The sequence below is a fragment of the Streptomyces sp. NPDC029956 genome (assembly GCF_055574655.1).
The window spans coordinates 53,290-78,385 of record NZ_JBVHZJ010000038.1 but is presented as its reverse complement, the minus strand read 5'-3'; the positions used below and the strand labels follow the sequence as shown (position 1 = coordinate 78,385).

Annotated in this window: 24 protein-coding genes, 1 pseudogene and 1 riboswitch; of the genes and pseudogenes, 19 read left to right on the top strand and 6 right to left on the bottom strand. The window is 73.2% G+C overall.

The genetic code is table 11. The annotated features are described in order from the left end of the window. Positions 1-173 precede the first annotated feature (173 nt). From ACZ4XX_RS26975 to ACZ4XX_RS26960, 4 genes are all read right to left on the bottom strand, one after another. On the bottom strand, positions 174-668 hold the full coding sequence (locus ACZ4XX_RS26975) for a hypothetical protein (protein WP_468510447.1): 495 nt from the start codon (positions 666-668) through the stop codon (positions 174-176). Beyond that, entirely contained in the window at positions 665-1,279 is a 615-nt protein-coding gene (locus ACZ4XX_RS26970; protein WP_468510446.1) for an RNA polymerase sigma factor, read from the bottom strand. The genes ACZ4XX_RS26975 and ACZ4XX_RS26970 overlap by 4 nt, the downstream gene beginning before the upstream one ends. A gap of 170 nt (positions 1,280-1,449) precedes the next feature. Then, positions 1,450-1,923 (bottom strand): hypothetical protein, encoded by a 474-nt coding sequence (locus ACZ4XX_RS26965; protein WP_468510445.1) that lies wholly within the window; start codon positions 1,921-1,923, stop codon positions 1,450-1,452. Between the two features lie 158 nt (positions 1,924-2,081). Beyond that, the gene (locus tag ACZ4XX_RS26960) at positions 2,082-3,143 is read right to left on the bottom strand and encodes a helix-turn-helix domain-containing protein (RefSeq protein ID WP_468510444.1); all 1,062 of its coding nucleotides are present in this window, start codon (positions 3,141-3,143) and stop codon (positions 2,082-2,084) included. Positions 3,144-3,262: 119 nt separating this feature from the next. Between ACZ4XX_RS26960 and ACZ4XX_RS26955 the strand changes: the two genes are divergently transcribed. The 6 genes and pseudogenes from ACZ4XX_RS26955 (at position 3,263) to ACZ4XX_RS26930 (ending at position 7,133) form a co-directional block, all read left to right on the top strand. Next, the gene (locus ACZ4XX_RS26955; RefSeq protein ID WP_468510443.1) at positions 3,263-4,159 is read left to right on the top strand and encodes an alpha/beta hydrolase; all 897 of its coding nucleotides are present in this window, start codon (positions 3,263-3,265) and stop codon (positions 4,157-4,159) included. A gap of 152 nt (positions 4,160-4,311) precedes the next feature. Then, a pseudogene (locus tag ACZ4XX_RS26950) lies at positions 4,312-4,707 on the top strand (PPOX class F420-dependent oxidoreductase); the annotation flags it as partial. Between the two features lie 129 nt (positions 4,708-4,836). Beyond that, on the top strand, positions 4,837-5,304 hold the full coding sequence (locus tag ACZ4XX_RS26945) for a GNAT family N-acetyltransferase (protein ID WP_468510452.1): 468 nt from the start codon (positions 4,837-4,839) through the stop codon (positions 5,302-5,304). Between the two features lie 55 nt (positions 5,305-5,359). Next, on the top strand, positions 5,360-6,094 hold the full coding sequence (locus ACZ4XX_RS26940) for a DUF2625 domain-containing protein (protein ID WP_468510442.1): 735 nt from the start codon (positions 5,360-5,362) through the stop codon (positions 6,092-6,094). Continuing rightward, positions 6,091-6,630: a GNAT family N-acetyltransferase gene (locus ACZ4XX_RS26935; RefSeq protein WP_468510441.1), complete on the top strand. Its 540-nt coding sequence runs from the start codon at positions 6,091-6,093 to the stop codon at positions 6,628-6,630. Before ACZ4XX_RS26940 ends, ACZ4XX_RS26935 begins: the two co-directional genes overlap by 4 nt. 233 nt (positions 6,631-6,863) lie before the next feature. Continuing rightward, entirely contained in the window at positions 6,864-7,133 is a 270-nt protein-coding gene (locus ACZ4XX_RS26930) for a hypothetical protein (RefSeq protein WP_468510440.1), read from the top strand. Here the strand turns inward: ACZ4XX_RS26930 and ACZ4XX_RS26925 are convergent. Then, positions 7,123-9,726 carry a YfhO family protein gene (locus ACZ4XX_RS26925; protein ID WP_468510439.1) on the bottom strand — a complete coding sequence of 868 codons (2,604 nt, stop codon included), beginning with the start codon at positions 9,724-9,726 and terminating at the stop codon, positions 7,123-7,125. The genes ACZ4XX_RS26930 and ACZ4XX_RS26925 overlap by 11 nt on opposite strands. Positions 9,727-9,852: 126 nt before the next feature. Between ACZ4XX_RS26925 and ACZ4XX_RS26920 the strand changes: the two genes are divergently transcribed. The 4 genes from ACZ4XX_RS26920 (at position 9,853) to ACZ4XX_RS26905 (ending at position 12,925) form a co-directional block, all read left to right on the top strand. Continuing rightward, complete coding sequence (locus tag ACZ4XX_RS26920; RefSeq protein ID WP_468510438.1) at positions 9,853-10,872, top strand: glycosyltransferase family 2 protein; 1,020 nt, start codon at positions 9,853-9,855, stop codon at positions 10,870-10,872. Positions 10,873-10,952: 80 nt separating this feature from the next. Next, positions 10,953-11,597 (top strand): SurA N-terminal domain-containing protein, encoded by a 645-nt coding sequence (locus tag ACZ4XX_RS26915; RefSeq protein WP_468510437.1) that lies wholly within the window; start codon positions 10,953-10,955, stop codon positions 11,595-11,597. Positions 11,598-11,616: 19 nt separating this feature from the next. Next, positions 11,617-12,588, top strand: a complete 972-nt coding sequence (locus ACZ4XX_RS26910) for a nucleoside triphosphate pyrophosphohydrolase (protein ID WP_468510436.1) — start codon at positions 11,617-11,619, stop codon at positions 12,586-12,588. 214 nt (positions 12,589-12,802) lie between these two features. After that, positions 12,803-12,925, top strand: a complete 123-nt coding sequence (locus tag ACZ4XX_RS26905; RefSeq protein ID WP_468510435.1) for a hypothetical protein — start codon at positions 12,803-12,805, stop codon at positions 12,923-12,925. 12 nt (positions 12,926-12,937) lie between these two features. Here ACZ4XX_RS26905 and ACZ4XX_RS26900 read toward each other — a convergent pair whose 3' ends face one another. After that, the gene (locus tag ACZ4XX_RS26900) at positions 12,938-14,137 is read right to left on the bottom strand and encodes a globin domain-containing protein (protein ID WP_468510434.1); all 1,200 of its coding nucleotides are present in this window, start codon (positions 14,135-14,137) and stop codon (positions 12,938-12,940) included. A gap of 96 nt (positions 14,138-14,233) precedes the next feature. Between ACZ4XX_RS26900 and ACZ4XX_RS26895 the strand changes: the two genes are divergently transcribed. From ACZ4XX_RS26895 to ACZ4XX_RS26855, 9 genes are all read left to right on the top strand, one after another. Beyond that, positions 14,234-15,574 carry a cytochrome P450 family protein gene (locus ACZ4XX_RS26895; RefSeq protein WP_468510433.1) on the top strand — a complete coding sequence of 447 codons (1,341 nt, stop codon included), beginning with the start codon at positions 14,234-14,236 and terminating at the stop codon, positions 15,572-15,574. A gap of 149 nt (positions 15,575-15,723) precedes the next feature. Beyond that, positions 15,724-16,848 (top strand): transglycosylase family protein, encoded by a 1,125-nt coding sequence (locus ACZ4XX_RS26890; protein WP_468510432.1) that lies wholly within the window; start codon positions 15,724-15,726, stop codon positions 16,846-16,848. A 258-nt stretch (positions 16,849-17,106) separates the two neighbouring features. Beyond that, positions 17,107-17,280: riboswitch (cyclic di-AMP (ydaO/yuaA leader) on the top strand. A gap of 3 nt (positions 17,281-17,283) precedes the next feature. Continuing rightward, positions 17,284-18,006: a transglycosylase family protein gene (locus tag ACZ4XX_RS26885; RefSeq protein WP_468510431.1), complete on the top strand. Its 723-nt coding sequence runs from the start codon at positions 17,284-17,286 to the stop codon at positions 18,004-18,006. A 367-nt stretch (positions 18,007-18,373) separates the two neighbouring features. Then, positions 18,374-19,660, top strand: a complete 1,287-nt coding sequence (gene eno / locus ACZ4XX_RS26880; RefSeq protein ID WP_055599385.1) for a phosphopyruvate hydratase — start codon at positions 18,374-18,376, stop codon at positions 19,658-19,660. Between the two features lie 118 nt (positions 19,661-19,778). After that, positions 19,779-20,249 carry an FtsB family cell division protein gene (locus tag ACZ4XX_RS26875; RefSeq protein ID WP_015034100.1) on the top strand — a complete coding sequence of 157 codons (471 nt, stop codon included), beginning with the start codon at positions 19,779-19,781 and terminating at the stop codon, positions 20,247-20,249. Between the two features lie 41 nt (positions 20,250-20,290). Next, positions 20,291-20,836, top strand: a complete 546-nt coding sequence (locus ACZ4XX_RS26870; protein ID WP_468510430.1) for a DUF501 domain-containing protein — start codon at positions 20,291-20,293, stop codon at positions 20,834-20,836. Then, entirely contained in the window at positions 20,833-21,747 is a 915-nt protein-coding gene (locus ACZ4XX_RS26865; protein WP_383867572.1) for a Ppx/GppA phosphatase family protein, read from the top strand. The genes ACZ4XX_RS26870 and ACZ4XX_RS26865 overlap by 4 nt, the downstream gene beginning before the upstream one ends. A gap of 369 nt (positions 21,748-22,116) precedes the next feature. Next, positions 22,117-23,496 carry an NAD(P)/FAD-dependent oxidoreductase gene (locus ACZ4XX_RS26860; protein WP_030315263.1) on the top strand — a complete coding sequence of 460 codons (1,380 nt, stop codon included), beginning with the start codon at positions 22,117-22,119 and terminating at the stop codon, positions 23,494-23,496. 235 nt (positions 23,497-23,731) lie between these two features. After that, positions 23,732-25,039, top strand: a complete 1,308-nt coding sequence (locus ACZ4XX_RS26855) for a class I SAM-dependent methyltransferase (RefSeq protein ID WP_468510429.1) — start codon at positions 23,732-23,734, stop codon at positions 25,037-25,039. Positions 25,040-25,096 lie beyond the last annotated feature (57 nt).

The following is a 25,096-nucleotide window of genomic DNA, read 5'->3' as shown; positions in this document are numbered from 1 at the left end:
GGGGAGAAGGGGGGGGGCGGTGTGGGGAAGGGTCCACGGGGAGGGGTTCCTACGCCTCTGGTGTGGAGGGGGGGGGCCGGCCCCTCTGTGGGTCCTCCCCCCCTTCCATGTCTCCGCCCCCGAATCGCCGCCCCCGAATCGCCATGCCCGCATGCCGAGCCCGCGGCCGCCGGCTAAGGCCGGCCCGCGGGCTCCGGGTTCGCTCCGGGCCGCGGAGGAACGGTCCCCGCCGCCGGCTCCGCCCCGGGCTCCGGCTCCGCGCCTGGCTTCGGTACCGCGCCTGGCTTCGGGCCGCCCCCGGACGGGCGCACCGCGCCAGGCTCGGGTGCCGCTCCCGGTCCGGTGACCGACGGGGCGACCGGGGTGGGGGCGGGCGGGACCGGGGACGTGCTGACACCCGGGGGCCGGGCGGGCGGTGCCGGAGTGGGGGAGACCGTGCCGGCGGGCACCAGGAGGAGCAGGTACGCCGCCGCCACGGCCGCCGCGACGGCGACCGTCCCCAGCGACGCGAAGGCGACTCCGCGCACCCGCCGCAGACCCCGGCTCCGCCCCTCCGGGGGCTCGTCACGGCGCAGGTCCCGGTATGTGACGAGGGCCGCGCGCGCGGCGAACGCGGCGCGCAGCCGCTCCTCGGTGACGGTGAGGGGGTCCTCGGCACGCGGTCTCATCGGCCCGCCTCCAGCTTCTTCTCCAGGGCGTCGAGGGCGCGGCTCGCGGTCGACTTCACCGTGCCGCGCGAGAGCCCGAGCGTCTGCGCGATCTGCGCCTCGGTCAGCTCCGACCAGTAGCGCAGGACGAGGACCTCGCGCTGGCGCCCGGTCAGCTGCGCGAGCGCGTCGAGCACGTGCCGGTGCTCCTCGGCGAGCAGCAGTCCCTCGTCGACGGGCGGCTCGGAGGCCGGGTGGGGCGGGGTGTAGGCGCGCGCGGTGCGGCGCCTGCGCAGAACGGAACGGGCGGCGTTGACCACGGCGGTGTGCAGGTACGCGCCCGGGTCCTGGAGCCCGTGGAGGGACGTGCCGTACGTCCGGCACACGGCGGCGAACGCGTCCTGGACGACGTCCTCGGCGGTGTGCAGGTCGTCGACGAGGAAGAGCGCCAGCCGCACCATGTCGAGCCGCCGGGCCCGGTACAGCTCGGTGAGGGTGGGCGGCGGCCCCTGCTCCTCCGGAGCGTCCACCGCACGCAGATGCCGTCCCCGTACGGTCCCGGGGGCGTCGCCGGCCCGGGGGCGGGTCCGGGACAGGGTCCGGGCCCGGGACAGGCTCCGGGCTCGGGTCATACGGGCGGACAGCCGGGCCCACCAGGGCGACGGCCGGTCTGTGTGTCCGGGTACGGGTATGGCGTACGACAACTGCACGGTCCTCGATCCGTTGCGGGACGGAGGGGCGACCCGGCCGGACCTGCGCAAGCCCGGCCGGGCCGCCCGCTCCTCGGTGCTACCGCGTGCCGCTACTTCTGGACGCGGGGCGCGGCGTCGGCCGGAGCCGGAGCCGGAGCCTGGGCGGGCGCGGGGGCGGCCGTCGGCTTGACCGCCGGGGCCGGGACGGGCGCGGGGCGAGCTCCCCGGTCGGCGGCGGGCGCGGGTGCGGGCGCGGCGGCCGGGCCGGGCTTGCCGGGCGAGACGACCTTCGGGGCGGTGCCCGGAGCCGGGGCGGCGACGGGCTTGGCCGCCGGGGCGGGCGTACCGGGCGCGGCGGCCTTCGGGACGGCCTTCGGGGCGACGGCCGGAGCGGGCGCGGCGGCCGGTGCCGCCGGGGCCGCGTCCGGGACCGAGACCTTCGGCGCGGCCGGCGCGGGCTGCGGACCGGAGTCGGCGAGGGCCTGCGCGGCGAAGCCGCCGCCGCCGAGGAGGAGCGCGGCACCGGTGATGACGCCCAGGATGCGGGGGCGGGGGCGGAAGTTCCGCTTGGCGTGGCTGGACATGGGTTCTCCCGAGGAAGGGGACGGACACGGTCGGGTGGATCGGTGTGAAGGGCGCCTTCACACCACCAGACGTGCGTCACCCTGCGAGGTTGCGACCGGCCCCGGGAAAGTTTCCGCGGGCCGCCCTTCGGGCGACGACGGGAGTTCGACGACCGGACCTATTCGCCCAGCAGCCGCCACGCCGTCAGGGCCATGCGTGCCCTGGTCAGACCCGCCGGGGTGGTGAGGTCCACGGAGAGGGCTCTGCCGATCAGGTCGATGCGGCGGGCCACGCTGCTGTGGTGCAGGTGCAGGACGTCGGCGGCCCGGCGCAGCGACCCCGCCGCGCAGTACGCCTCCAGCGTGTCCAGGGTCTCCCGTGCGTCTCCCCCGGGATCCCCCGGGTCTCCGGCCACCCGGACGAGCGCCGCGACGTCGGGGTTGCCGCGCAGCACCTCCCTCGGCACCTCCGCGAGCAGCGCCAGCGCGCCCAGCTCCGCGTGACCGAGCACGGGTTCGCGTCCGGTGGTGAGACGCAGGGCGGTCCGGGCCTCCCGCCACGCCAGATGGGGCCCGTCCGCCGCGCCGATGCCCGCGCGTACGCCCGCGGGGAACCGGTCCCGGTCCACGGACGACGCCAGGATCACCCCGACACCGCCGATCCGCGCCGCCTTCACGGGCCGGACGGGGCAGACGGCTCCGCCCACCTGGTCGAGCGGCAGTCGCGGCGACCGTACGGCGGCCACCCGGACCGGCTGCCCGGCCGCGAAGCCGAGGAGCCGCAGCGCCCGCGCGCGGGCCGCCTCGTCGGTCTCGGCGCTGATGACCAGCTCGACGAGCGCGGGGTCCGCCATGGTCGTGCGGGCCGGACCGTACCGTTCGACGGCCCCCGCCACGGCGAGGGCCAGCCGGTCGAGCAGCACCTCGTCGAGCGGGCCGGCCGGGCCGGCCCGCTCCAGCCACACCGTGCCGATCTCCTCCTCGTCGAGGACGACCGGGACCGTGCCGGACGCGGGCCCCGCAGGGCCGGCGGCGTCGCGGCCGTCGGCCGCGACGCGGATCGTCCGCCCGGTGCCGTGGAGTCCGACGCCGGTGACGCACTCGGCGAGACCGGCGGAGGCCCGGGCGAGCGCGGGAAGGTCCACCCGCCTGCGCATCAGGGTGTCGTAGAACGCGACGATGCGGAGCGCGCCTTCGACGTGCGGATCGAGTCCGGACAGCCGTACGGCCAGAGCCTCCATGGCAGCAGGATAGGAGGACGGGCGGGCGGGACGCGGCCGCCGAACGGCGCGCGATCGGCCCTCGATGCCCGACGGACGGCGGACGACCCGGCGCGGGCGGCTCCCCGAGGATGGCCGTCATGGACCCCGAACTCGAAGCCTTCGTACCGTTCTTCCCCCGCGCCGACCTCACCGACCCGGTCACCGCGCGGAAGAACCTCGCGCAACTGGCCGCTTCCGTACCGGCCCCCGACACCACGGACATGGAGGTCGAGGACCACACCGTGCCCGCCGATCCGCCCGTGCCGGTACGGGTCTACCGCCCGCACGGAGCCCGGGGCGCCGTCATCTGGCTGCACGGCGGCGGATTCCTCATGGGCGACCTGGACACCGAACACCCGTGGGCCGGCCGGATCGCGGCCTCCTCCGGCGCGGTGGTGATCTCGGTGGGCTACCGGCTCGCCCCCGAACACCCCTACCCGGCGGCCCTGGACGACGCCTACGCCGTCCTCGGTTGGGCCGTCGGGCACGCGGCCGAACTCGGCGTCGAGCCGGACCGCATCGCGATCGGCGGGCACAGCGCCGGCGCCAACCTCGCCGCCGCGGTGACCCTGCGGGCCCGCGACCGGCAGGGGCCGCCGATCCGCTTCCAGCTGCTCAACCAGCCGGGGCTCGACGACCGGCAGGACTCGTGGTCGGCGGTGAACTTCACCGACACGCCGTGGTTCCACCGGGCCAAGGTCCTGGCCTCGTGGCAGCACTACCTGGGCGGCGCCCCCGCGACCCCGTACGCCGCCCCGGCCCGCGCCGAGGACCTGACCGGCCTGCCGCCGGCCTACCTCGCCACCGCCGAGTTCGACCCGAACCGCGACGAGGGCCTCGCGTACGCGCTGCGTCTGCTCCGGGCGGGGGTGTCGGTCGAGATCCACCAGTGGCCCGGCACCTTCCACGGTTCGCAGGCGATCCTCTCGGCCGAGGTCTCGCAGCGGCAGAACGCCGAACTCGGCGCCGTCCTGCGCCGCGCCCTGGCCGGGTGAGAACGCGGAGGGAACCCTGCGGCGCCACCCCGTCGGCACCGCCCTGAAGGCGCTGCACGACCGGTCCCCCTGCGGCGCGTGACCGGTCGCGGGCGCCGCGCCGCCCGGGTAATCCGGTGCGCCTCCCCGGGCGTCCGCATAGCCTCCCCACCATGTCCCTGGAGAAGAAGACCGAGATGAACGAGACCGTGCGCGGCCTGCTCGACGCCCCGCACATGGCCGTGCTCGCCACCCTCAACCCCGACGGCGCCCCGCAGAGTTCGGTGGTGTGGGTCAGCCGCGACGGCGGAGAGTTGCTGATCTCCACCACCCAAGGCCGGCGCAAGGCGCTGAACATGCTCCGAGACCCTCGCGTCGGCCTGACCGTCTTCGATCCCGCCGACCCCGACCTGTACGTCGAGATACGCGGCACGGCCACCCTCACCGAGGACACCGGCCGGGCGGTGGCCGTCCGCATCGCCGAGGAGTACCTCGGTCCGGGCGGCGGCACGGAGTACGCGGAGGCTCCGGCGGAGGAGGTCCGCGTGGTCGCCCGCATCACGCCGACCAGAATCCTCGGCAGCGCCACTAGGGCAGCCGGGCCGGCGAAGGCTCCCGCCGACGGGCAGGACGACCGGCCGGACGACCGGCGGGACGGCCGGCGGGACCGCGACGAGGGTCGATCGGACGGCCGGCCCGTGGTCCTGGAAGAGATCACGGAGGACAACTGGCGGGGCGTCGCCGACGTCGCCCCCGCCGACGACCAGCGCGGGTTCGTCGCGGCGCTCGGCGCGCGCTATCTGCTGCTCTCCCAGCGGGGCGGGCCCTGGACCTCCCTCGCGGTCCGCGCCGGGGACGAGGTCGTGGGCCACGTCATGTGGGCGTACGACGACGAGGGCGGCACCCACTGGATCGGCGGCCTGGTCGTCGACGCGGCCGAACAGGGCAGGGGCATCGGCAGGGCCGCGCTGCGCGCCCTGCTGGGCCGCCTGGCCGCGCTCCCGGACTGCCGGGAGATACGGCTCTCGTACCACCCGGCGAACACCGCCGCCGCACGCCTCTACGCAGACCTCGGGTTCACGCCCACCGGTGACCTCGAGGAGGACGAGATCGTGGTGGCGCTGAGCGCGGAGGCCGCCGCCGCTGCCGCGGCCCAGGTGCATTGACCCGCGGTCAGCGGCCGGGAGAGCCGGTCGCCCCGGAGGGTGGGAGCATGCTCCGGTGCGTGAACTGAGTGAGTTGATCGAGGTCGAGGACCCGGCCTGGCCCGTCCTCGGAGAGAAGCTGCGGGCCGCGCCCGTACCCGTAGAGGTGCTGGAGGCCGACGCGGCGCGGGGCGCGGCCGCGTTGCTGCGGACGCAGGTGACCCTGCGGTCGTTCCTGGGGGCGTTCGCCTTCCACAGCGGCGGGGCGTTCGTCGACGACGGCTGGCTGCGGGTGTACGGCAGCCCGGCCGGCGACAACGACCGGCGGCTGCCGTCGCTCGCGCAGGTCAACGACTTCCCCGCGGACGCGACGGCCGATCCGGGGTGGCGGCCCGGGGCGGGGCTCGTCGTGGCCCACGACGTGCTCGGCGGGGTGTTCGTCCTCCAGGGCGGGCCCGCGGAGCAGGTCGGGCTGCCGGGGCAGCCGGGCGAGATGGTGTACTTCGCGCCGGACTCGCTGAACTGGGACGCGCTGGGCGCCGGATACGGGGCCTGGCTGTCGTGGATGCTGTCCGGCGGCACGGAGGAGTTCTACGCGGGGCTGCGCTGGCCCGGCTGGCAGGACGAGGTCCGTCGGCTGGACGGCGACCGGGGGCTCACCCTCTACCCGCCGCTGTGGTCGGCGGAGGCGCACCAGGACCTGGCCGCGACGAGCCGCCGTGTCGTGACGATGGCGGAACTCCTGGAGTTCGAGCGGGAGACGAGCGTGGGGTTCGACGAGAGCGACCCCGGTTTCCTGGGGAACGTATGAGTGCCGGGGAGGGGAGCGGGGTGACCGGGGTGACCGGGCGTACGGTACGGACCCCCCGCCTCGACCTCGTCCCGCTCACCGTCGCGCACGCCGAGGAGATGGCGGGGGTCCTCGCCGACCCCGCCCTGCACACCTTCATCGGCGGCGCCCCGCTGACCCCGCCCGAGCTGCTGTCCCGTTACGAGCGGTTGGCGTCCGGCTCGCCGGACCCGGCGACGGCGTGGGGCAACTGGGTGGTCCGGCTCCGCGCCGAGGACCGGCTGACCGGCACCGTGCAGGCGACGGTCACGGAGGACGGGCGGGTCGTGGAGGTCGCGTGGGTGATCGGCACGGAGTGGCAGGGCCGGGGCATCGCCCGGGAGGCGGCCGAGGGCCTGGTGACCCTGCTCGTGGAGTACGGCGCGGGGACGATCGTGGCCCACGTCCACCCGGACCACGCGGCGTCGGCGGCCGTCGCCGCCGCGGCCGGCCTCACTCCCACGGACCGGGTGGAGGACGGCGAGATCAGGTGGGAGCGGCGGGTGCCGGGCCGGTGAGCCGTCGGCGTCGGGGCCATGGTCGGTGTTCTCGCCCGGATCGCCGACGCCCTGGGCACCGCGATCGTGATCCCGGGCCGTGCGCCGCTGATCTTCCACGAGGACCGGCGACGGCATCTGCCTCGCCGACCGCCTCCACGTCCGCAGCCGCCGGTGGCGGTGAGGCGGCGGCCGCTCAGGAGAAGCGCGTCAAGGAGGCTCTGGACACGATCTCCCCGGACGACCCCGCGTTCGTGGCGTCCGGGACCGAGTGGGTGGCGGACGGGGTGCACCACCGTGCCCTGCTGGAGAAGGGGGCCGCCTACCAGCCGGCCCTCGTCTGCGCCGGCGAAGGCACGGTCGTGCCCGTCGTCGACGGCAGGAAGATCCCGGCCGTGCCCTGCGACGGCGTTCCCGTGACGCACCGGATCACGAGCGCGCCCGCCGAGCTCCCGCTCGCCGTCACGGGCGGGACCGGCGCCTCGGGCGCGGTGGGCTGGCGCATCGTCGCGGTCACGGGCTGAGCGAGGCCGGGCCCTCCGGCCCACGGCGGGACCCGGCGCCCAGCCGCAGGAACCCGGAGCCGAGTCGCAGGGTCCCGCCGCCCTGCCGCCGGGTGCCAGCGCCGAGCCGTAGGAACCCGCCGCCCGGACGCCGGGTCCTGCCGCCCACCCACAGGGACGCGGCGAGGAGCAGCGCGCCCGCCGCGCCCGCCGCGAGCCCCGCCCGCAGGCCCGGAGGGCGGAAGTCGCAGGTCACGGTCGTCGTCCCCGGACGGACGGCGACGGCCACGAGGCCGCCGTACGCACCCGCCTTCCCGCCCTCGCACCGCCAGCCCGCGATCCTCGGGGCGGCCACCACCGCCGTGCCCGTCGTGCCCGGCGGCAGGGTGGCCGTCAGGCCGTCGGAGCGGATGTCGATCCTCGTCGCGGCCCGGGTACGGAGCCCTGCCACGGCCGTGCGCAGGCGGTCGTGGTCCAGGCAGGCGATCTCGGCGGTCCCGCCGCGCGGGACGTGGGGCTTCGCCCCCTCCCGCTCCTGCACGCCCAGGGACGTCAGCGCCGCCCGCCGCTTGGGCCCGCCGCCGAGCAGTCGCGTCTCGTACGGGCCCAGGCGGGCGGTGCCCGTCGCGTCCGGGGCCCAGAGGAAGACCTCCGTGCCGACCCGGCACGCACCGCCCGCCCCCGGAGCCTCGTACACCCGGGCGCCCAGCAGGAGTTCCTGGTTGCGGAAGGGGGACCTGCCGTACTCCGGGGCCGGGCCCGGCGGTCGTACCGTCACCAGCGGCAGCGGCGGTGCCGACCGCTCCGCGCGGACCACCTTCCCGTCCCGCCACCTCGCCCCCACGCCGAACAGCGCGTCCGTCACCGGGTTGTCCAGGCTCAGCAGGTTCCGGCCCCGGGACGTCCAGCCGCCGCCCAGCGCGGTCAGCGTCTCCGTCAGGACCGCCGGGGTGTGGCTGCTGTAGTACGCGGCGCCCTGGCCGCCCAGGAGCAGCGGATCGTTGCCCGCCACTCGGGGCAGACCCGGGTCCGTGCGGTACGCGGGCCAGCCGTCCGCCTCCGCCAGGGCGTCCGCCCGGCGCTGCTGCCCGGCGCCCCACGGCGGGTAGTCGTCGAGCCGGACCAGCCGCTCCCGGTCGGCGTAGGCGGTCGTCGCCGCCGCCTGGCCGACCACGGTGCCGACGGCCAGGAGCGCGGCGAGCACCCCGTAACGGCCCCGGCGCGGGAGCAGCAGCGCCGCCGCCACCGTCACCAGGCCCACGGCCGTGAGGAGGAGCGCCCAGGGAGTGAGGAAGGGGCTCGGGAGGGAGCCCAGGGACAGGGCCACGACCACCGCCGTCCCGCCGAGCAGCGCTCGGCGGTCCGGCAGGCCGCGGGCGAAGCCGGTCCACGCGGCGAGCACGAGGATGCCGGAGAGGACGAAGGTCTGGCGGTACGGGCTGCCGTTCGGGGTGGCGAAGGCGTGCCACAGGAGGTGCGTCGGGCCCCACTGCATGGAGGCCAGGACCGCCCCGCACAGGCCGGTCCACAGCCACCGCTCGCGGAGGGGGATCTCGCGGCGGAACAGCAGCGCGGCGACGAGCAGCAGGACGGCCGTGGAGACGAAGGCCGCCGGGGTCGAGAAGCTGTACGTCACGGGGAGCAGCCGGGCGAGGACGTCCGTGGCGGGCGCCGGGTCGAACTCCCTTACCAGGCCCGGGTGGGCGTGCCGCGAGCCGAGGAGGACGGGGACCAGGACGGGCGCCGCGAGGGCGATGCCGGTCCCGTTCGTCAGCCCGGCCCGCAGCAGCGTACGAACGGCACGGCGCCCGGCACCACCGACACGACCACCGGCACCACCACCGGCACCGATCCCCGCACCACCACCAACAACACCACCACCGCTGTCCGTCGTCGCGAGCCGCGCGGCCAGGACCAGTGCCGCCCCGATCGTCGCCATGTACGCCGTGTAGAAGTTCGCCGCCCAGCAGACCGCGACCACCAGCGGCCCGAGGAGCGGCCGCCTGCCCTCCCTTGCCCACTCGCCCACCAGGCAGAGCAGCGGGAAGGCGATCAGGCCGTCCAGCCACATCGGGTTGTACGTGCCCTCCGCGAGCGACCAGCCGCAGAGGGCGTACGAGGCGCCGAGGACCGACGCCCACCACCAGGTGCCGGGGCCGAGGCGGCGCAGCAGGTAGGTCATGGCCGCCGCCGCGACCGCGGTCTTCAGGACGGTGATCGCGTACACCGCGTACTCGATGTCCCCGCGCGGGAAGAGCGCGACCAGGGGCGCGAAGGGGCTCGACACGTAGGTGCCGTAGTCGGGGAGGAAGCTCGTGCCCCAGCCCGCCTGCCAGTCGAGCAGCGGACCGCCGTCCGCCCGGCCCCGCAGCAGGTCCCAGAGATGGGCGTGGAACGGCACGAACTGGTTCGCGAGGTCGTTGACGGCCCGGTGGCGGGGCCCGAAGGGGAAGACCCGGGCGACGGCGTCGCCGCCGCAGACGGCGAGCACGGTGAGCAGCGCGGCGAGGAGCGGGGGGCGCGGGCCCTCGGCCGTGGGCCGGGTCGCGAGGCCCGCGGTGGCGGGCGGGAGGGCGGGGGGCGTGGAGCCCCGCGTTCGAGTGGCGTTCGGCATGACCTGTCGAATATGCCAGCGTCCGGCCGGGGGAATCCGTGCCCCACGGCCCCGTTCACGCGATGGTCGTCTGGGCGCCATCCATGGGGACCGGCCGGGACACCGGCCTCCGTTGTCGTGGGCGGCGTGCTGATCTCGATCGTCGTCCCGTGCTTCAACGAGGAAGACGTCCTCGCCCGTTTCCATGACCACGTGACCACTGAACTCGCCAGGCTGGACGGCGAGTTCGAGATCGTCTACGTCGACGACGGAAGCCGGGACGGGACGCTCCCGCTCCTCCAGGAGCTCGCCGCGCGCGACTCCCGCCATGTCCGGTACGTCTCCTTCAGCCGGAACTTCGGCAAGGAGGCGGCGATGCTGGCCGGCCTCCGCGACGCCGCCGGCGACGCCGTCGTGATCATGGACGCCGACCTCCAGCACCCGCCCGAGCTGGTGCACCGCATGGTCGCGCTGCACGCCGAGGGGTACGACCAGGTCGTCGCCCGCCGCACCCGCGAGGGCGACCGCGTCACCCGCACCCTGACCGCCCGCCTCTACTACTGGGCGATCAACCGGCTCGTCGACGTCGAGCTCGTCGACGGCGTCGGGGACTTCCGGCTGCTGTCGCGCCGTACCGTCGACGCGGTCCTCGGCCTCGGCGAGTACAACCGCTTCTCCAAGGGCCTCTTCTCCTGGGTCGGCTTCCGGACGACGACGTTCTCGTACGAGAACGCCGTCCGCCAGCAGGGCCGCTCGAAGTGGACCTTCGGCAAGCTCCTCAACTACGGCCTCGACGGCCTCCTCTCCTTCAACAACAAGCCGCTCAGGGCCGCCGTCCACCTCGGCTTCCTGCTGGTCCTCGTCGCCCTCGGCTACGCGGTCTGGATCGTCGGGGACGCGCTGGTCAACGGCGTCGACACCCCCGGCTACGTGACCCTCCTCGTCGCCGTCACCGCCCTCGCCGGTGTGCAGATGGTGATGGTCGGACTGATCGGCGAGTACGTCGGCCGGATCTACTACGAGGTCAAGCGACGGCCGCACTACCTGGTCAAGGAGACCCACACGGGGGCGTACGACGGGGCTCCCGAGGCCCTCGATACGGATGAGGTACCGGCCGACACCCGGCGTGCCGGTGAGTCGTTGTGGGAAACAGTCGCACCGAAGTAGTGGCTCCGGCCCGGGCGACTCCCTAACATCGATCACCGCAAGGTCGTTCAACTGACGCACGACCAGCCCGGGAGGCTCCTTTGCACCGCCGCACTGCGCTCACCGTCTCCGCCGCACTGCTCGCCGCGGCCCCGCTGCTCACCGCCTGCGGCAGTGACGCCCACCCAGGAGCGGCGGCCGTCGTCGGCGGCGAACGGATCGACGTCTCCAGCCTGCAGGCGCAGGTGCAGGACGTACGCACCGCCCAGGAGCGATCCCCGCAGGCCGCCCAGCTCGTCCAGGCCACCGGTGACCTGCCCCGCCGCAAGCTCAACGTCATGATCTTCGACCGGGTCGTCGACAAGGTCGCCGCGGACAACGGCGTCGGTGTCACCCGCGCCGAGCTCCAGGAGACCAGGACCGCGTTCGTCCGCGAGAGCGGCGGCGAGGACCGGCTCGCCGACGTCCTCCTCCAGGAGCAGGGCGTGGCGCCCGGCGAGATCGACGAGGTCGTCCGCCGCAACGTCCTGATGAACAAGATCGCCGCCAAGCTGGGCGTCACGGACACCCCCGAGGGCCAGCGGAAGCTGACGGAGGTCTTCTCCGCCGCCTCCAAGGCGCTCGCGATCGACGTGAACCCGCGCTACGGCGCCTGGGACGACGCCCAGGTCCGGCTCGGCGACACCACCGCGCCCTGGCTGCGGCAGCTCAGCCAGGACCCGGGCGCCGTCCCGGCCGGCGCGTGAGGCGGAGTAAGTTCAAGGGGTGACATCTGAGAGCCCCGGCCGCATCGTTCTGCTCACCGCAAGCCACCGTGTGGCACCCGGACTGCTGTCCTGGCCCGCCTGGCAGGCGCTGGGCGCCGCGGACCGGGTGCTCTGCCCCGACGCGCACCACCCCCAGCTGCCGTACCTGCGGGAGGCGGGGGTCGCCGTCGAGCACCTCCGGCCCACCGCCGAGGAACTCGTCGAGGCCTGCGCCGGAGGCCGTACGGTCCTGCTGCTGCCCTCCGGCGAGGGCGACCGGGCGCTGACCGACGGCCTCGCCCGGCTCGCCGGCTCGGGCCGCTTCACGATGCCCGACCTGGAGCTGCTGCCCGGCTCGTACGACCTGCCCGGCGCCCGGCTCCTCGACCTCGTGCAGATCATGGACCGGATCCGGCGCGAGTGCCCGTGGTCCTCGCGGCAGACCCACGAGGCGCTCGTGAAGTACGGCGTCGAGGAGGCGTACGAACTCGTCGAGGCGATCGAGGACGGCGACCGGGGCGCGCTGCGCGAGGAGCTCGGGGACGTCCTCCTCCAGGTCGTCTTCCACGCCCGGATCGCCGAGGAGGACCCGGAGGACCCGTTCTCCGTGGACGATGTCGCGGGGGCCCTGGTGGAGAAGCTGGTCCACCGCCATCCGCACGTCTTCGGGGACGCGACCGCCGAGACGCCCGAAGAGGTCAAGGCGCACTGGTCGCGGACGAAGGCGATCGAGAAGCAGCGGGAGTCCGTCACCGACGGCGTGCCGCTCGGACAGCCGGGGCTCGCGCTCGCCGCGAAGCTCGGCGGTCGGGTGCGGGCGGAGGGGCTCGACGTCCCCCTGCCGGCCGGCGAGGGCATCGGGTACGAACTGCTCGGCCTCGCCGTACGGGCGGAGGCGGAGGGCGTGGACCCGGAGACGGCGCTGCGCGCGGCGGCCCGTGTCTACCGGGACGCGATCCGCTCGGCGGAGGGCGTGGAGGCCGTGGCCTGACGGGCGCGGTTCGGTCCCGTGCGGGTGAGTCCCGTGCGGGAGGGGCCGGCGGCGCGGGGGAGTCCGGTGCGGGTGAGTCCCGTGCGGGAGGGGCCGGCGGCGCGGGGGAGTCCGGTGCGGGTGAGTCCCGTGCGGGAGGGGCCGGCGGCGCGGGGGAGTCCGGTGCGGCGGCGGCTCCTTCGGCGGTCCGGCCGGGACGGTCCTGCTCGTCCTGGTGCTCGGCTGGGCGGCGGCGAGCGGCGCGGCCCCGGGGTGGATGCGGGCGGTCTCCGGGCTGATCGCGCTCGCGGGGGTCCTCGTCCTGGCGCGGTACGGCCTCCGGCGGCGCGGGGCCTGAGTCCGCGGCCGTTCAGTACTCGCGCGGTGCGCGGGCGCCCGGGTTGTGCCAGAGCGGGGCCGGGGGGCCCAGGAGGCGTTCCGCCGCGGTGTTCGGGCGGGCGGTGAAGCGGCCCACGGGCTGCAGGGTGTCGTGGTGGATCCGGTACGGGTCGGTGCCCAGCTCCACCAGCACCTCCGCGACCTCCGTCAGGAAGCCTGGCGGGCCGGCGAGGTAGACGTCGTGCGAGGGCCAGTGGACGCAGGCCCGCAGTGCCTGGAGGAGACGTTCGGTCGCCTGGTCCTTGCGGTGGCCGGGGGCCGAGGTGATGTAGGTGACGCTGAGTCCGCCGAGACGTCTCCTCAGTCGCTCCGCGTCCTGCCGGCCGTACAGGTACTCCTTCGCGCGCGCCACCACGAACAGCCGGCCCTTCAGATCCGGATCGGCCTCCGCCGCCTCGGAGAGGAGCGCCTTCACCGGCGCCCAGCCCGTACCCGCGCATATATAGGTACGGAGTCCGCCCGGCTCCGTGCACGCGGTGAGGCCGCCGCCCGGCGCGCTCAGCCGCAGCGTCTCGCCCGGACCCGTCCCGTCGACGAGGGCCGTGCTCATCGCGCCGCCCGGTATCCGGCTCACATGGAGTTCGACGGTGCCGTCGGGGCGGGGCGCGTCCGCGAGGGAGTAGGTGCGCCAGACGCGCGGAACGCGCGGCGAAGCGACGCTGACGTACTGCCCGGGGAGGAAGGGGTAGGGCCGCCGGGGCCGCAGGGTGAGGACGGCCAGGTCCTCGCCGTACCGCTCGTGCCGGACGACGTCCGCGTCCCACCAGGCCGGCTCGCCGGCCCCGGCCGCCTCCTCGGCGCCCGCCAGCATCAGATCGGCGACGTGCCCGTACGCCTCGGTCCAGGCCTTCTCGGCCTCCAGGCTCCAGGCGGCCCCCGCGGCGTGCGCGAAGGCGGCGAGCAGGCTCGAACCGACGGCGGCGTAGAGCGCGGGGGAGGCGAGGAACTTGCGGTGGTCGCGGCCCAGCTGCCCCAGGTACGCGGCGAGCCCCGGGGACTCCAGATGGGTCACCACATGGGTGAGCGCGGCGAAGAGCCGGTCCCGCTGGGGCTGCATGTCCTCGGGGAACAGCTCGCGCATGGCGGGGTTGTTCCAGAAAAGATGCGAGTAGAAGAAGGTGACGGCGTGTTCGGCCCGTCTCTCGACGACAGCGAACGTGCTTCTGAGCATCTGAGGATCCACTGAAAAGAATCTAGGGCACCACCCCCTTCTTGATCACAGGATCCGACAGACCTCACCTTCCGGACCGCCCTGTACGGTCGGGGAGTGAGCACCACCCCCGGCACCGGCCCCGTCCCCGAGCCCGCCTCCTGCCCCGTCCCCGGCCCGGCCCGCGCGTCCGCGCCCCCCGCGCCCGAGCTCTTCACCTGGGAGTTCGCGAGTGATCCGTATCCCGCGTACGCCTGGCTCCGTGAGCACGCGCCCGTGCACCGGACGACGCTGCCCAGCGGGGTCGAGGCCTGGCTGGTGACGCGGTACGGGGACGCCCGGCAGGCCCTCGCCGACCAGCGGCTCTCCAAGAACCCCGCGCACCACGACGAGTCCCCGCACGCCAAGGGCAAGACGGGCATCCCGGGCGAGCGCAAGGCCGAGCTGATGACGCATCTGCTCAACATCGACCCGCCGGACCACACCCGGCTGCGGCGGCTCGTCTCGAAGGCCTTCACCCCGCGCCGGGTCGCCGAGTTCACCCCGCGCGTACAGGAGTTGACCGACCGGCTCATCGACTCCTTCGCGGAGAAGGGGAGCGCGGACCTCATCCACGAGTTCGCCTTCCCGCTCCCCATCTACGCGATCTGCGACCTGCTCGGCGTGCCCGAGGAGGACCAGGACGACTTCCGCGACTGGGCCGGGATGATGATCCGGCACGGAGGCGGCCCGCGCGGCGGGGTCGCGCGCTCGGTCAAGAAGATGCGCGGCTATCTCGCCGAGCTGATCCACCGCAAGCGGGAGGAGCCCGGGGAGGACCTCATCTCGGGGCTCATCAAGGCCTCCGACCACGGCGAGCACCTCACCGAGAACGAGGCCGCCGCGATGGCCTTCATCCTTCTCTTCGCCGGCTTCGAGACGACCGTCAACCTCATCGGCAACGGCATGTACCAGCTCCTGCGTCACCCCGGGCAGCGCGAGCTGCTCCAGGCGTCGGTCGCGGCCGGGGAGACCGGACTCCTGGAGACCGGGATCGAGGAGCTGCTGCGGTACGACGGGCCGGTGGAGATGGCCACCTGGCGGTACGCGACCGAGCCCCTGACCCTCGGCGGGCAGGACATCCCTGCGGGCGACCCCGTCCTCGTGGTGCTCGCCGCCGCGGACCGGGACCCGGAGCGCTTCGACGGGCCGGACACCCTGGACCTGACCCGGCGCGACAACCAGCACCTCGGGTACGGGCACGGCATCCACTACTGCCTGGGCGCGCCGCTCGCGCGGCTCGAAGGGCAGACCGCGCTCGCCACTCTGCTGACTCGGCTTCCGGACCTGCGACTTGCCGCCGATCCGGAGGAACTGAGGTGGCGCGGCGGGCTCATCATGCGCGGATTGCGCACGCTTCCGGTGGAGTTCTCCCCTTCCGCACGACCTCCACGAAATGACGATCCGTCAGAACTGTGATCTTCGCGTGATCGCGGGTGCATCGACTTGTGATGAGCGTTCGAATAGGGCTACGTTCCCCGTCAGCTCGGTTCGTCAACGTGGTTGAGTAATTCGGCCACGTCGGCAACTCGGGTCGTCCACACAGTCGTCACGCGAAAGGCGCTCCTATGCGTTCCGGGAACGGACGTCACCGTCGCCCCCGTCAGGCCCCCGCAATCGTCGTCGCCGCGGGCGTGACCGGCTCCGCCATGGCGCTGCCGCTGCTCGCCACCGGGTCCGCCTCCGCCGCAGACGCCGCCACCTGGGACCGGGTCGCCGAGTGCGAGTCCGGCGGCCAGTGGAGCGCCAACTTCGGCAACGGCATGTACGGCGGGCTCCAGTTCACCCAGGACAGCTGGGAGCGCAACGGCGGTCTGACGTACGCGCCCAGCCCCGACCTGGCCAGCAGGGCCCAGCAGATCGCGGTGGCCGAGAAGGCCCTTGCCAAGGGCTCCAACGAGTGGGCCACCTGCGCGCCGATCGCCGGCCTGACGAACGACGGCACGTCGCCCGGCGTGGACCCGGGCCCCGCGAGCGTCCCCAAGGCTCCCACGGGCCCGGTTCCCGAGTCGAACTGGACCACCGGCCTTCCCGGCACCTCAGGGGAGTCCTCGGACGAGGCGAAGAAGCCGGAGAAGTCCCAGGCCGCGAAGAAGGCCACGGAGACGACTTCGCCCACCACGGCTGCCACACCCGTCTCGCCGACCGCTCCCGTCACACCGACCACTCCGACGAGCCCGTCCGTGTCGACCGACCCGGGCCACCCGACCGTGCCCGCCACTCCGGGTGCGCCCGATGGGTCCGTTACGCCGGGTACGCCCGTTACGCCCGGAACGCCGAGCGCGCCGGGGGCCACCACGCCCGGTGGGCCGACGGATGACGTGTCGTCGGCCACGCCCGGAACCGGGAAGCATCGGGGCGACGCCGCCCCGGAGGAAACCGGCAAGCCGGACAGTTCTACCGAATCCGGTAGACATGCTTCGTCGGATGGCAAGCTCACCGAAAAGCCCGTGAAGGACTCCCCGGCTGACGCTTCGAAGGAATCGGACGCAACGGACAGTCAGGGCAAGTCGGGCGCCTACCTCGTACAGCCGGGCGACAACCTGTCCGCCATTGCGGAGGAGAACGAACTCCCCGGAGGCTGGACCGCCCTCTACGACGCCAACCGGCAGACCGTGGGCGTGGATCCGGACCTCATCCTCCCTGGTCAGGCCCTCGATCTGACGAACGGTTCGACCGCGTCGGCGGAGTGATTCGGGCGCTAATGTCCGGTTCTGGGCAAGTGAGACATGGGTCTCTTCGCCCCAACTGGCGTGTCCCGTCCGCAAACTTTGCTGCCGTTACCTCTCACCTGCACAAACACCCCCCGCCGGAAGGCAAGTAGGGGCGTTATTTCCGTAATACGCCTCTTTGAACTTCCGGTGGGTCTGTGTCTACGGTCGTCACCGCTCGCCACCGCGGGCCCCGTCGACCGAAACGCCGAATCCTGCCGTCGGCCGATGGGAACAGTCGTCGCGCAAGCGCCGAAGGCAGGAGTGGGGGACCCAAGGTAAGTGCCGGTCCCGGCCGTTGAGACAGACGGCCGGCGAACGGCTTGGGGTGAAGCCGCGCGCTAGGACGCGCGGCCGGGCAACTTTCCGGCCCGAACCCGACAGCTCACCTCACAGGCGTCGGTGAGGAGAATCTCCATGCTGTTTTCCGGTAAGGGCAAACACCGCCGTCCCTCCAAGGCCACCCAGGTCGTCACGCTCGTCGGCGTCACCGGTGTCGCCGTCGCCGCCCCGCTGATGACCGCGGGCACCGCCTCGGCCGCCACGGTCTCCGAGTGGGACACCGTCGCCGCGTGCGAGTCCGGCGGCAACTGGTCCATCAACACGGGCAACGGCTACTACGGCGGCCTGCAGTTCTCGGCCTCCACCTGGGCCGCGTACGGCGGCACCGCCTACGCCGCGACCGCCAACCAGGCGTCGAAGTCCCAGCAGATCGCCATCGCCGAGAAGGTCCTCGCGGGCCAGGGCAAGGGCGCCTGGCCGTCCTGCGGCGTGGGCCTCTCCGGCGCCTCGCCGAACACCGGTGCCGCCGAGAGCGCGCCGCAGCAGAGCACCCACCAGCCGCAGCAGGAGCGGAAGGCCGAGCAGCCGACCACCCGCAGCGAGCAGCGTCAGGCCCCGAAGAAGACCGCGCAGCAGGCCGCTCCGCAGGCCGCCGCGAAGAAGACCGTCACCACCCCGACCGGCAAGAAGGTCAAGAAGGGCGACGGCGAGTACAAGGTCGTGGCCGGCGACACCCTCAGCAAGATCGCCCAGGCGCAGGGCGTCAAGGGTGGCTGGGCCGAGCTCTTCGAGCTGAACAAGGGCGTCGTCGAGAACGCCGACCTCATCTACCCGGGCCAGCAGCTTCACCTGAAGTGAGCCCGGCGGTCCGCGTGAGTCCGGCGGCTCACGCGGCCCCTCCGACCCTCCCGCGGTGACCACCCCGGCCCGACGTGCCCATCCCCCGTGCGCGTCGGGCCGGGGTTCCCCGTTTCCGGCGGGCGTACGGAGGGATCGGCACGGTACTCGGGGGAGGGCCCGCGGGGCGGACCGCGCGATCGGCACGGTTACCGACCGGTAGATCTGAGGCCCTTCGTCCCGAGATGCATGCCCTTGGGTCCTTTTTCGTCCCAGGGGGCGGGCGCCCGGCTGGCCGGAGCCCCCGAGCCGGTTAGGCTCATGTCGCAAGGCCAAGCGACCCTGCACCGACCTTGCGTCACATCCAGCGTCACATCCCAAAAAGGAGATGCTCGTGCCGTCCATCGACGTCGTCGTAGCCCGGGAAATCCTGGACTCCCGAGGCAACCCCACGGTCGAGGTCGAGGTCGGCCTCGACGACGGCAGCACCGGCCGTGCTGCTGTTCCGTCCGGCGCCTCCACCGGTGCGTTCGAGGCCATCGAGCTTCGCGACGGTGACCCGAACCGCTACCTGGGCAAGGGTGTCGAGAAGGCCGTCCTCGCCGTCATCGAGCAGATCGGCCCGGAGCTCGTCGGCTACGACGCCACCGAGCAGCGCCTGATCGACCAGGCCATGTTCGACCTGGACGCCACCGAGAACAAGGGCTCCCTCGGCGCCAACGCCATCCTCGGCGTCTCCCTCGCCGTCGCGCACGCCGCGTCCGAGGCCTCGGACCTCCCGCTCTTCCGCTACCTCGGCGGCCCGAACGCGCACCTGCTGCCCGTTCCGATGATGAACATCCTCAACGGTGGGTCGCACGCCGACTCCAACGTGGACATCCAGGAGTTCATGATCGCCCCGATCGGCGCGGAGTCCTTCTCCGAGGCCCTCCGCTGGGGCGCCGAGATCTACCACACCCTCAAGGCCGTGCTGAAGCGCAAGGGCCTCTCCACCGGCCTCGGCGACGAGGGCGGCTTCGCGCCGAACCTCGAGTCGAACCGCGCCGCCCTCGACCTCATCGTCGAGGCCATCAAGGAGGCCGGCTACACCCCGGGCTCCGACGTCGCGCTCGCGCTCGACGTGGCCGCGTCCGAGTTCTACAAGGACGGCAAGTACGAGTTCGAGGGCAAGTCCCGCTCGGCCGCCGAGATGACCGAGTACTACGAGGAGCTCGTCTCCGCGTACCCGATGGTCTCCATCGAGGACCCGCTGTACGAGGACGACTGGGCCGGCTGGAAGGTCCTCACCGACAAGCTGGGCTCCAAGGTCCAGATCGTCGGCGACGACCTCTTCGTCACCAACCCGGAGCGCCTGGCCCGTGGCATCGAGGAGGGCACCGCGAACGCCCTCCTGGTCAAGGTCAACCAGATCGGCTCGCTGACCGAGACCCTCGACGCCGTCGAGCTCGCCCAGCGCAACGGCTTCAAGTGCATGATGTCCCACCGCTCCGGCGAGACCGAGGACGTCACCATCGCCGACCTCGCGGTCGCCGTGAACTGCGGCCAGATCAAGACCGGCGCCCCGGCCCGCTCGGACCGTGTCGCCAAGTACAACCAGCTGCTGCGCATCGAGGAGATCCTCGACGACGCCGCGGTCTACGCCGGCCGCAGCGCCTTCCCGCGCTTCAAGGGCTGATCACCCCGCAAGGCTGATCGACGGCTGAGCCCCTCCGCAGGGCGGCTTCCGTACGTCCCCGTACTCGGTCCCGTACCGTGTGCGGGGACGTCCGCGTGAACAGGGGAGGCGACACGACATGGCCGCGAAGGACCGGGACCGGTTCTCCACCGCGACCCGGATCAGACTGCTCGGCGAGCAGACCGCCGCCCGTGTCTACCGTTCCCAGACCCGCCGCCAGGCCCGCCGTTCCCGGCTCACCGGCCGCGCGGCCTTCCTCGCCCTGGTCGTCTGCTCCCTCGTCGTGGCGCTCGCCTACCCGATGCGGAGCTACGTCTCCCAGCAGGGCGAGATCGCCGAGCAGGAGCGCAGGGCCGCCGAGGCCGCCCGCCGGGTCGAGGAGCTCAGGGACGAGAAGGCCCGCCTCCAGGACCCGGCCTACGTCCGCCGCCTCGCCCGCGAGCACCTCCACTACGTGCTGCCCGGCGAGACCGGCTTCACCGTGAACGACCCCGACGCGGAGCAACGGCCCCGCGGCGACCAGGGCGCGGCGGACCGCCCCTGGTACGACAACCTCTGGGACGGCGTCGACCACGCCGACCGCCCCTGACCCCTCCTCCGCACCAGACGAGCAAGGCAACCGAGACAAACATGGAAACGCCCCCTCCGCAGACCGAACGCACCGAGCCCACCGAGCGGGACATCGCCGCCTTCGAGCTCCAGCTCGGCCGGCCGCCCCGCGGCCTGCGCGCCATCGCGCACCGCTGCCCGTGCGGCAACCCGGACGTCGTCGAGACCGCGCCCCGGCTCCCCGACGGCACGCCGTTCCCGACCACGTACTACCTGACCTGCCCCCGGGCGGCCTCGGCCATCGGGACCCTGGAGGCCAACGGGGTCATGAAGGAGATGCAGGCCCGGCTCGCCACCGACCCGGAGCTCGCCGCCGCCTACCGGGCCGCGCACGAGGACTACATCGCACGCCGTGACGCCATCGAGGTCCTGGAGGGCTTCCCGAGCGCCGGCGGCATGCCGGACCGCGTGAAGTGCCTGCACGTCCTCGTCGGCCACTCGCTGGCCGCCGGACCCGGGGTGAACCCGTTCGGCGACGAGGCGCTCGCGATGCTGCCGGAGTGGTGGGCGAAGGGCGCCTGTGTCACGCCGTGCGCGGACAAGGAAGAGAAGGAGTCCGCGGAATGACCCGGGTCGCCGGAATCGACTGCGGTACGAACTCCATCCGCCTCCTCGTCGCCGACGTCCACCCCGAGACGGGCGACCTGATCGAGCTGGACCGGCGGATGACGATCGTCCGGCTCGGCCAGGGCGTCGACAAGACGGGGCGCCTCGCGCCCGAGGCCCTGGAGCGGACCTTCGCGGCCTGCCGCGCGTACGCCGAGGTCATCGAGGAGCTGGGTGCCGAGAAGCTCCGCTTCGTCGCCACCTCCGCCTCCCGCGACGCCGAGAACCGCGCGGACTTCGTGAACGGGGTCGTGGAGATCCTCGGCGTCGAACCCGAGGTGATCACCGGCGACCAGGAGGCCGCGTTCTCCTTCACCGGGGCCACCGGCGAGCTGCACGGCGACGACCGCCGGCTGGTCGTGGACATCGGCGGCGGCTCGACCGAGTTCGTCGTCGGCAACCGGCACGTCGAGGCGGCCCGCTCCGTCGACATCGGCTGCGTCCGGCTCACCGAGCGGCACGTCCGGCACGACCCGCCGACCGCCGAGGAGGCCGACGCGATCCGCGCCGACGTCCGGGCCGCGCTCGACCTGGCCGCCGAGACCGTCCCGATCGACACCGCCGAGACCCTCGTCGGGCTCGCCGGTTCGGTCACCACGGTCGCCGCCATCGCCCTCGGGCTCCCGGAGTACGACTCCGAGAAGATCCACCACGCCCGGATCTCCGCCGCCCAGGTCGCCGAGGTCACCGACCGGCTGCTCGCCTCCACCCACGCCGAGCGGGCCGCGATCCCCGTCATCCACCCCGGCCGGGTCGACGTGATCATCGCCGGCGCGATCGTCCTGAGGGAGATCGTCGAGCGGGTCGGAGCGCACGAGGTCGTCGTCAGCGAGCACGACATCCTCGATGGGATCGCCCTATCCGTCGCATAGTGGGCACCTATCGAGCCTCCTGACGACGTGCCGTCGGGAAAGTTCGTGAAGTTCTTCACAAGGAAAAGGGCCCTGGCGGCGTCCGAGGGGGGTCTTTGGGCCCTTCGGGGGGTGCCTCAGGGCCCTTTCGCAGGCGCGGGGGCAGATTCGCTCGATGTTTCCATCGCGTGAACGGGTGCCTTGGTTCAGCGTTAACGGAGGCTCTCCAGGCCAGTTCACAAGGGGTGAACAACGTTCGCCCGTGCACCCCGGTTCCTTTGCAGCACCATGACATGGATCACGTGGGCGGCGGAGTGTAGCAGAGGTGTCCGAAGACCTTGTGAAGGGGCGCACGAGCACCCCCCTCAGGAGGGGTGGATACTCGATCTCATGAGCACCACGGAGCGTCCCAGGATCCTCGTAGTAGGCGGCGGGTACGTAGGCCTGTACGCAGCTCGGCGCATCCTCAAGAAGATGCGCTACGCGGAGGCGACCGTCACGGTCGTCGACCCGCGGTCGTACATGACCTACCAGCCCTTCCTCCCCGAAGCCGCCGCCGGCAGCATCTCGCCGCGCCACGTCGTCGTCCCGCTGCGACGCGTCGTGCGCGGAGCCGAGGTGCTCACCGGCCGGGTCACCACCATCGACCAGGACCGCAAGGTCGCCACGATCGCGCCGCTCGTCGGCGAGGCGTACGAGCTGCCTTTCGACTACCTGGTCATCGCGATGGGCGCCGTCTCCCGTACCTTCCCGATCCCCGGCCTCGCCGAGCAGGGCATCGGCATGAAGGGCATCGAGGAGGCCATCGGCCTGCGCAACCACGTCCTCGAGCAGCTCGACAAGGCCGACTCGACCACCGACGAGGAGGTCCGCCGCAAGGCGCTGACCTTCGTCTTCGTGGGCGGCGGCTTCGCCGGCGCGGAGACCATCGGCGAGGTCGAGGACCTGGCCCGTGACGCCGCGAAGTACTACCAGAACGTGTCGCGCGAGGACATGCGCTTCGTCCTGGTCGACGCGGCCGACAAGATCCTTCCCGAGGTGGGCCCCAAGCTCGGCCAGTACGGCAAGGAGCACCTGGAGAGCCGCGGGATCGAGATCTACCTCGAGACCTCCATGGACTCCTGCGTCGACGGCCACGTCGTGCTGAAGAACGGCCTCGAGGTCGACTCCAACACGATCGTGTGGACCGCCGGCGTGAAGCCGAACCCGGCGCTCTCCCGCTTCGGTCTGCCGCTCGGCCCCCGCGGCCACGTGGACTGCAACGAGAAGCTCCAGATCAACGGCCTCGACTACGCGTGGGCCGCGGGCGACAACGCCCAGGTCCCGGACATGGTCGGCCGCAAGGCGGGCAACCCGAACGCCTGGTGCCCGCCGAACGCCCAGCACGCCCTGCGCCAGGCCAAGGTCCTCGGCGACAACGTGGTGGCCGGCATGCGCGGCTTCCCGCAGAAGGAGTACAGCCACGCCAACAAGGGCGCCGTGGCCGGCCTCGGTCTGCACAAGGGCGTCGCGATGATCGTCATGGGCAAGGTGAAGATCAAGCTCAAGGGCCGTCTCGCCTGGTACATGCACCGTGGCTACCACGGCATGGCGATGCCGACCTGGAACCGCAAGATCCGCGTCTTCGCCGACTGGACCCTCGCGATGTTCCTCAAGCGTGAGGTCGTCTCCCTGGGTGCCATGGAGACGCCGCGCGAGGAGTTCTACGAGGCCGCCAAGCCCGCCCCCGCCCCGGCCGCCCCGGCGCAGGAGAAGGCCAAGGCCTCCTGAGCAGGCAGTACCGCAGCACAGAGCAGGACCCGCAGCAGCACACGCAGGACCAGCAGTACCAGCAGTACCAGCAGTACACGCAAGGCCGTAAAAGGGCCGTCCGCCATCCGTGGTGCGGACGGCCCTTCGCGTGTTTTGCCGACTGATTGCGCTGCGCCGGGACTGCAAACGCCTACGGACGGTGTTCCCTTGGTGACGAGCATTTCTGGGGCACGAGATCACGGAGGTGTGCACCATGGCCGACGCCGCGTCGCGGCTGACGACTCTCGCCGAGGAGCTGCTGGGCGGACCGCTCCCCGTCCGACTACGAGCCTGGGACGGCAGTGAAGCCGGACCAGTGGGCGGCCCCGTCCTGATCGTCCGCGACCGCCGCGCCCTGCGGAGGATGATCTGGAAGCCCGGCGAACTGGGCCTGGCCCGCGCCTGGGTGGCCGGGGAGCTGGACGTCGAGGGAGACCTGTACGAGCTTCTGGACGGGCTGTCGGGCCTGCTCTGGGAGCGTCACGAGGACACCAGGGGACTGCTCGCGTCCGCGCGCGACCCGCGGCTGCGCGCCGCCGCCGCCGCCCTCCTGAAACTGGCCGGCTCGCCGCTGCCGCCGCAGCCGCCGGCCGAGGAGATGCGCGGCCGCAGCGGCGGCCGGCACACCCGGCGCCGGGACAAGCGGGCGATCAGCCACCACTACGACGTGGGCAACGACTTCTACGAGCTGGTCCTCGGCCCGTCGATGGTCTACTCGTGCGCGTACTGGGACTCCGAAGGACCCGACGCGACCCTGGAGGACGCCCAGCGCGACAAGCTGGACCTGATCGCCCGCAAGCTGAACCTGAAGGAGGGCGACCGGCTCCTCGACGTGGGCTGCGGCTGGGGCTCCATGGCCCTCCACGCCGCCCGGGAGTACGGGGCCAGGGTCGTCGGCATCACCCTCTCCCGCGAGCAGGCCGCGTACGCCCGCAAGCGGATCGCCGACGAGGGCCTGGCCGACCTGATCGAGATCCGCGTCCAGGACTACCGGGACGTCCCGGACGGCCCGTACGACGCGATCTCCTCGATCGGCATGGCCGAGCACGTCGGCGCCGTCCGGTACCGGGAGTACGCCGACATCCTGTACGCGCTCCTCAAGCCCGGCGGGCGGCTCCTCAACCACCAGATCTCGCGGCGCCCCGAGCCCGACGAGGAGGCGTACGAGGTCGACGTCTTCATCGACGCGTACGTCTTCCCCGACGGCGAACTCGCCCCCATGGGCCGCACGCTGAGCACCCTGGAGGACGCCGGCTTCGAGGTCAGGGACGTGGAGGCGATCCGCGAGCACTACGCCCTCACGCTGCGCCGCTGGGTGGCCAACCTGGAGCGGGGCTGGGGCCGGGCGGTCCGGCTGACCTCACCGGGCCGGGCGAGGATCTGGCGGCTCTACATGGCGGCCTCGGCCGTCTCCTTCGAGCGCAACCGGATCGGGGTGAACCAGTTCCTCGCCGTGAAGACGCCGTTGTCGGGGAGGAGCGGGACGGCGCTGCGGCCGCGCGTCTGGAACGAGAAGGTCTGACCCGTACGCACGGCGAAGGGCCGGCCTTCCCGGGTGGGGAGACCGGCCCTTCGCCGT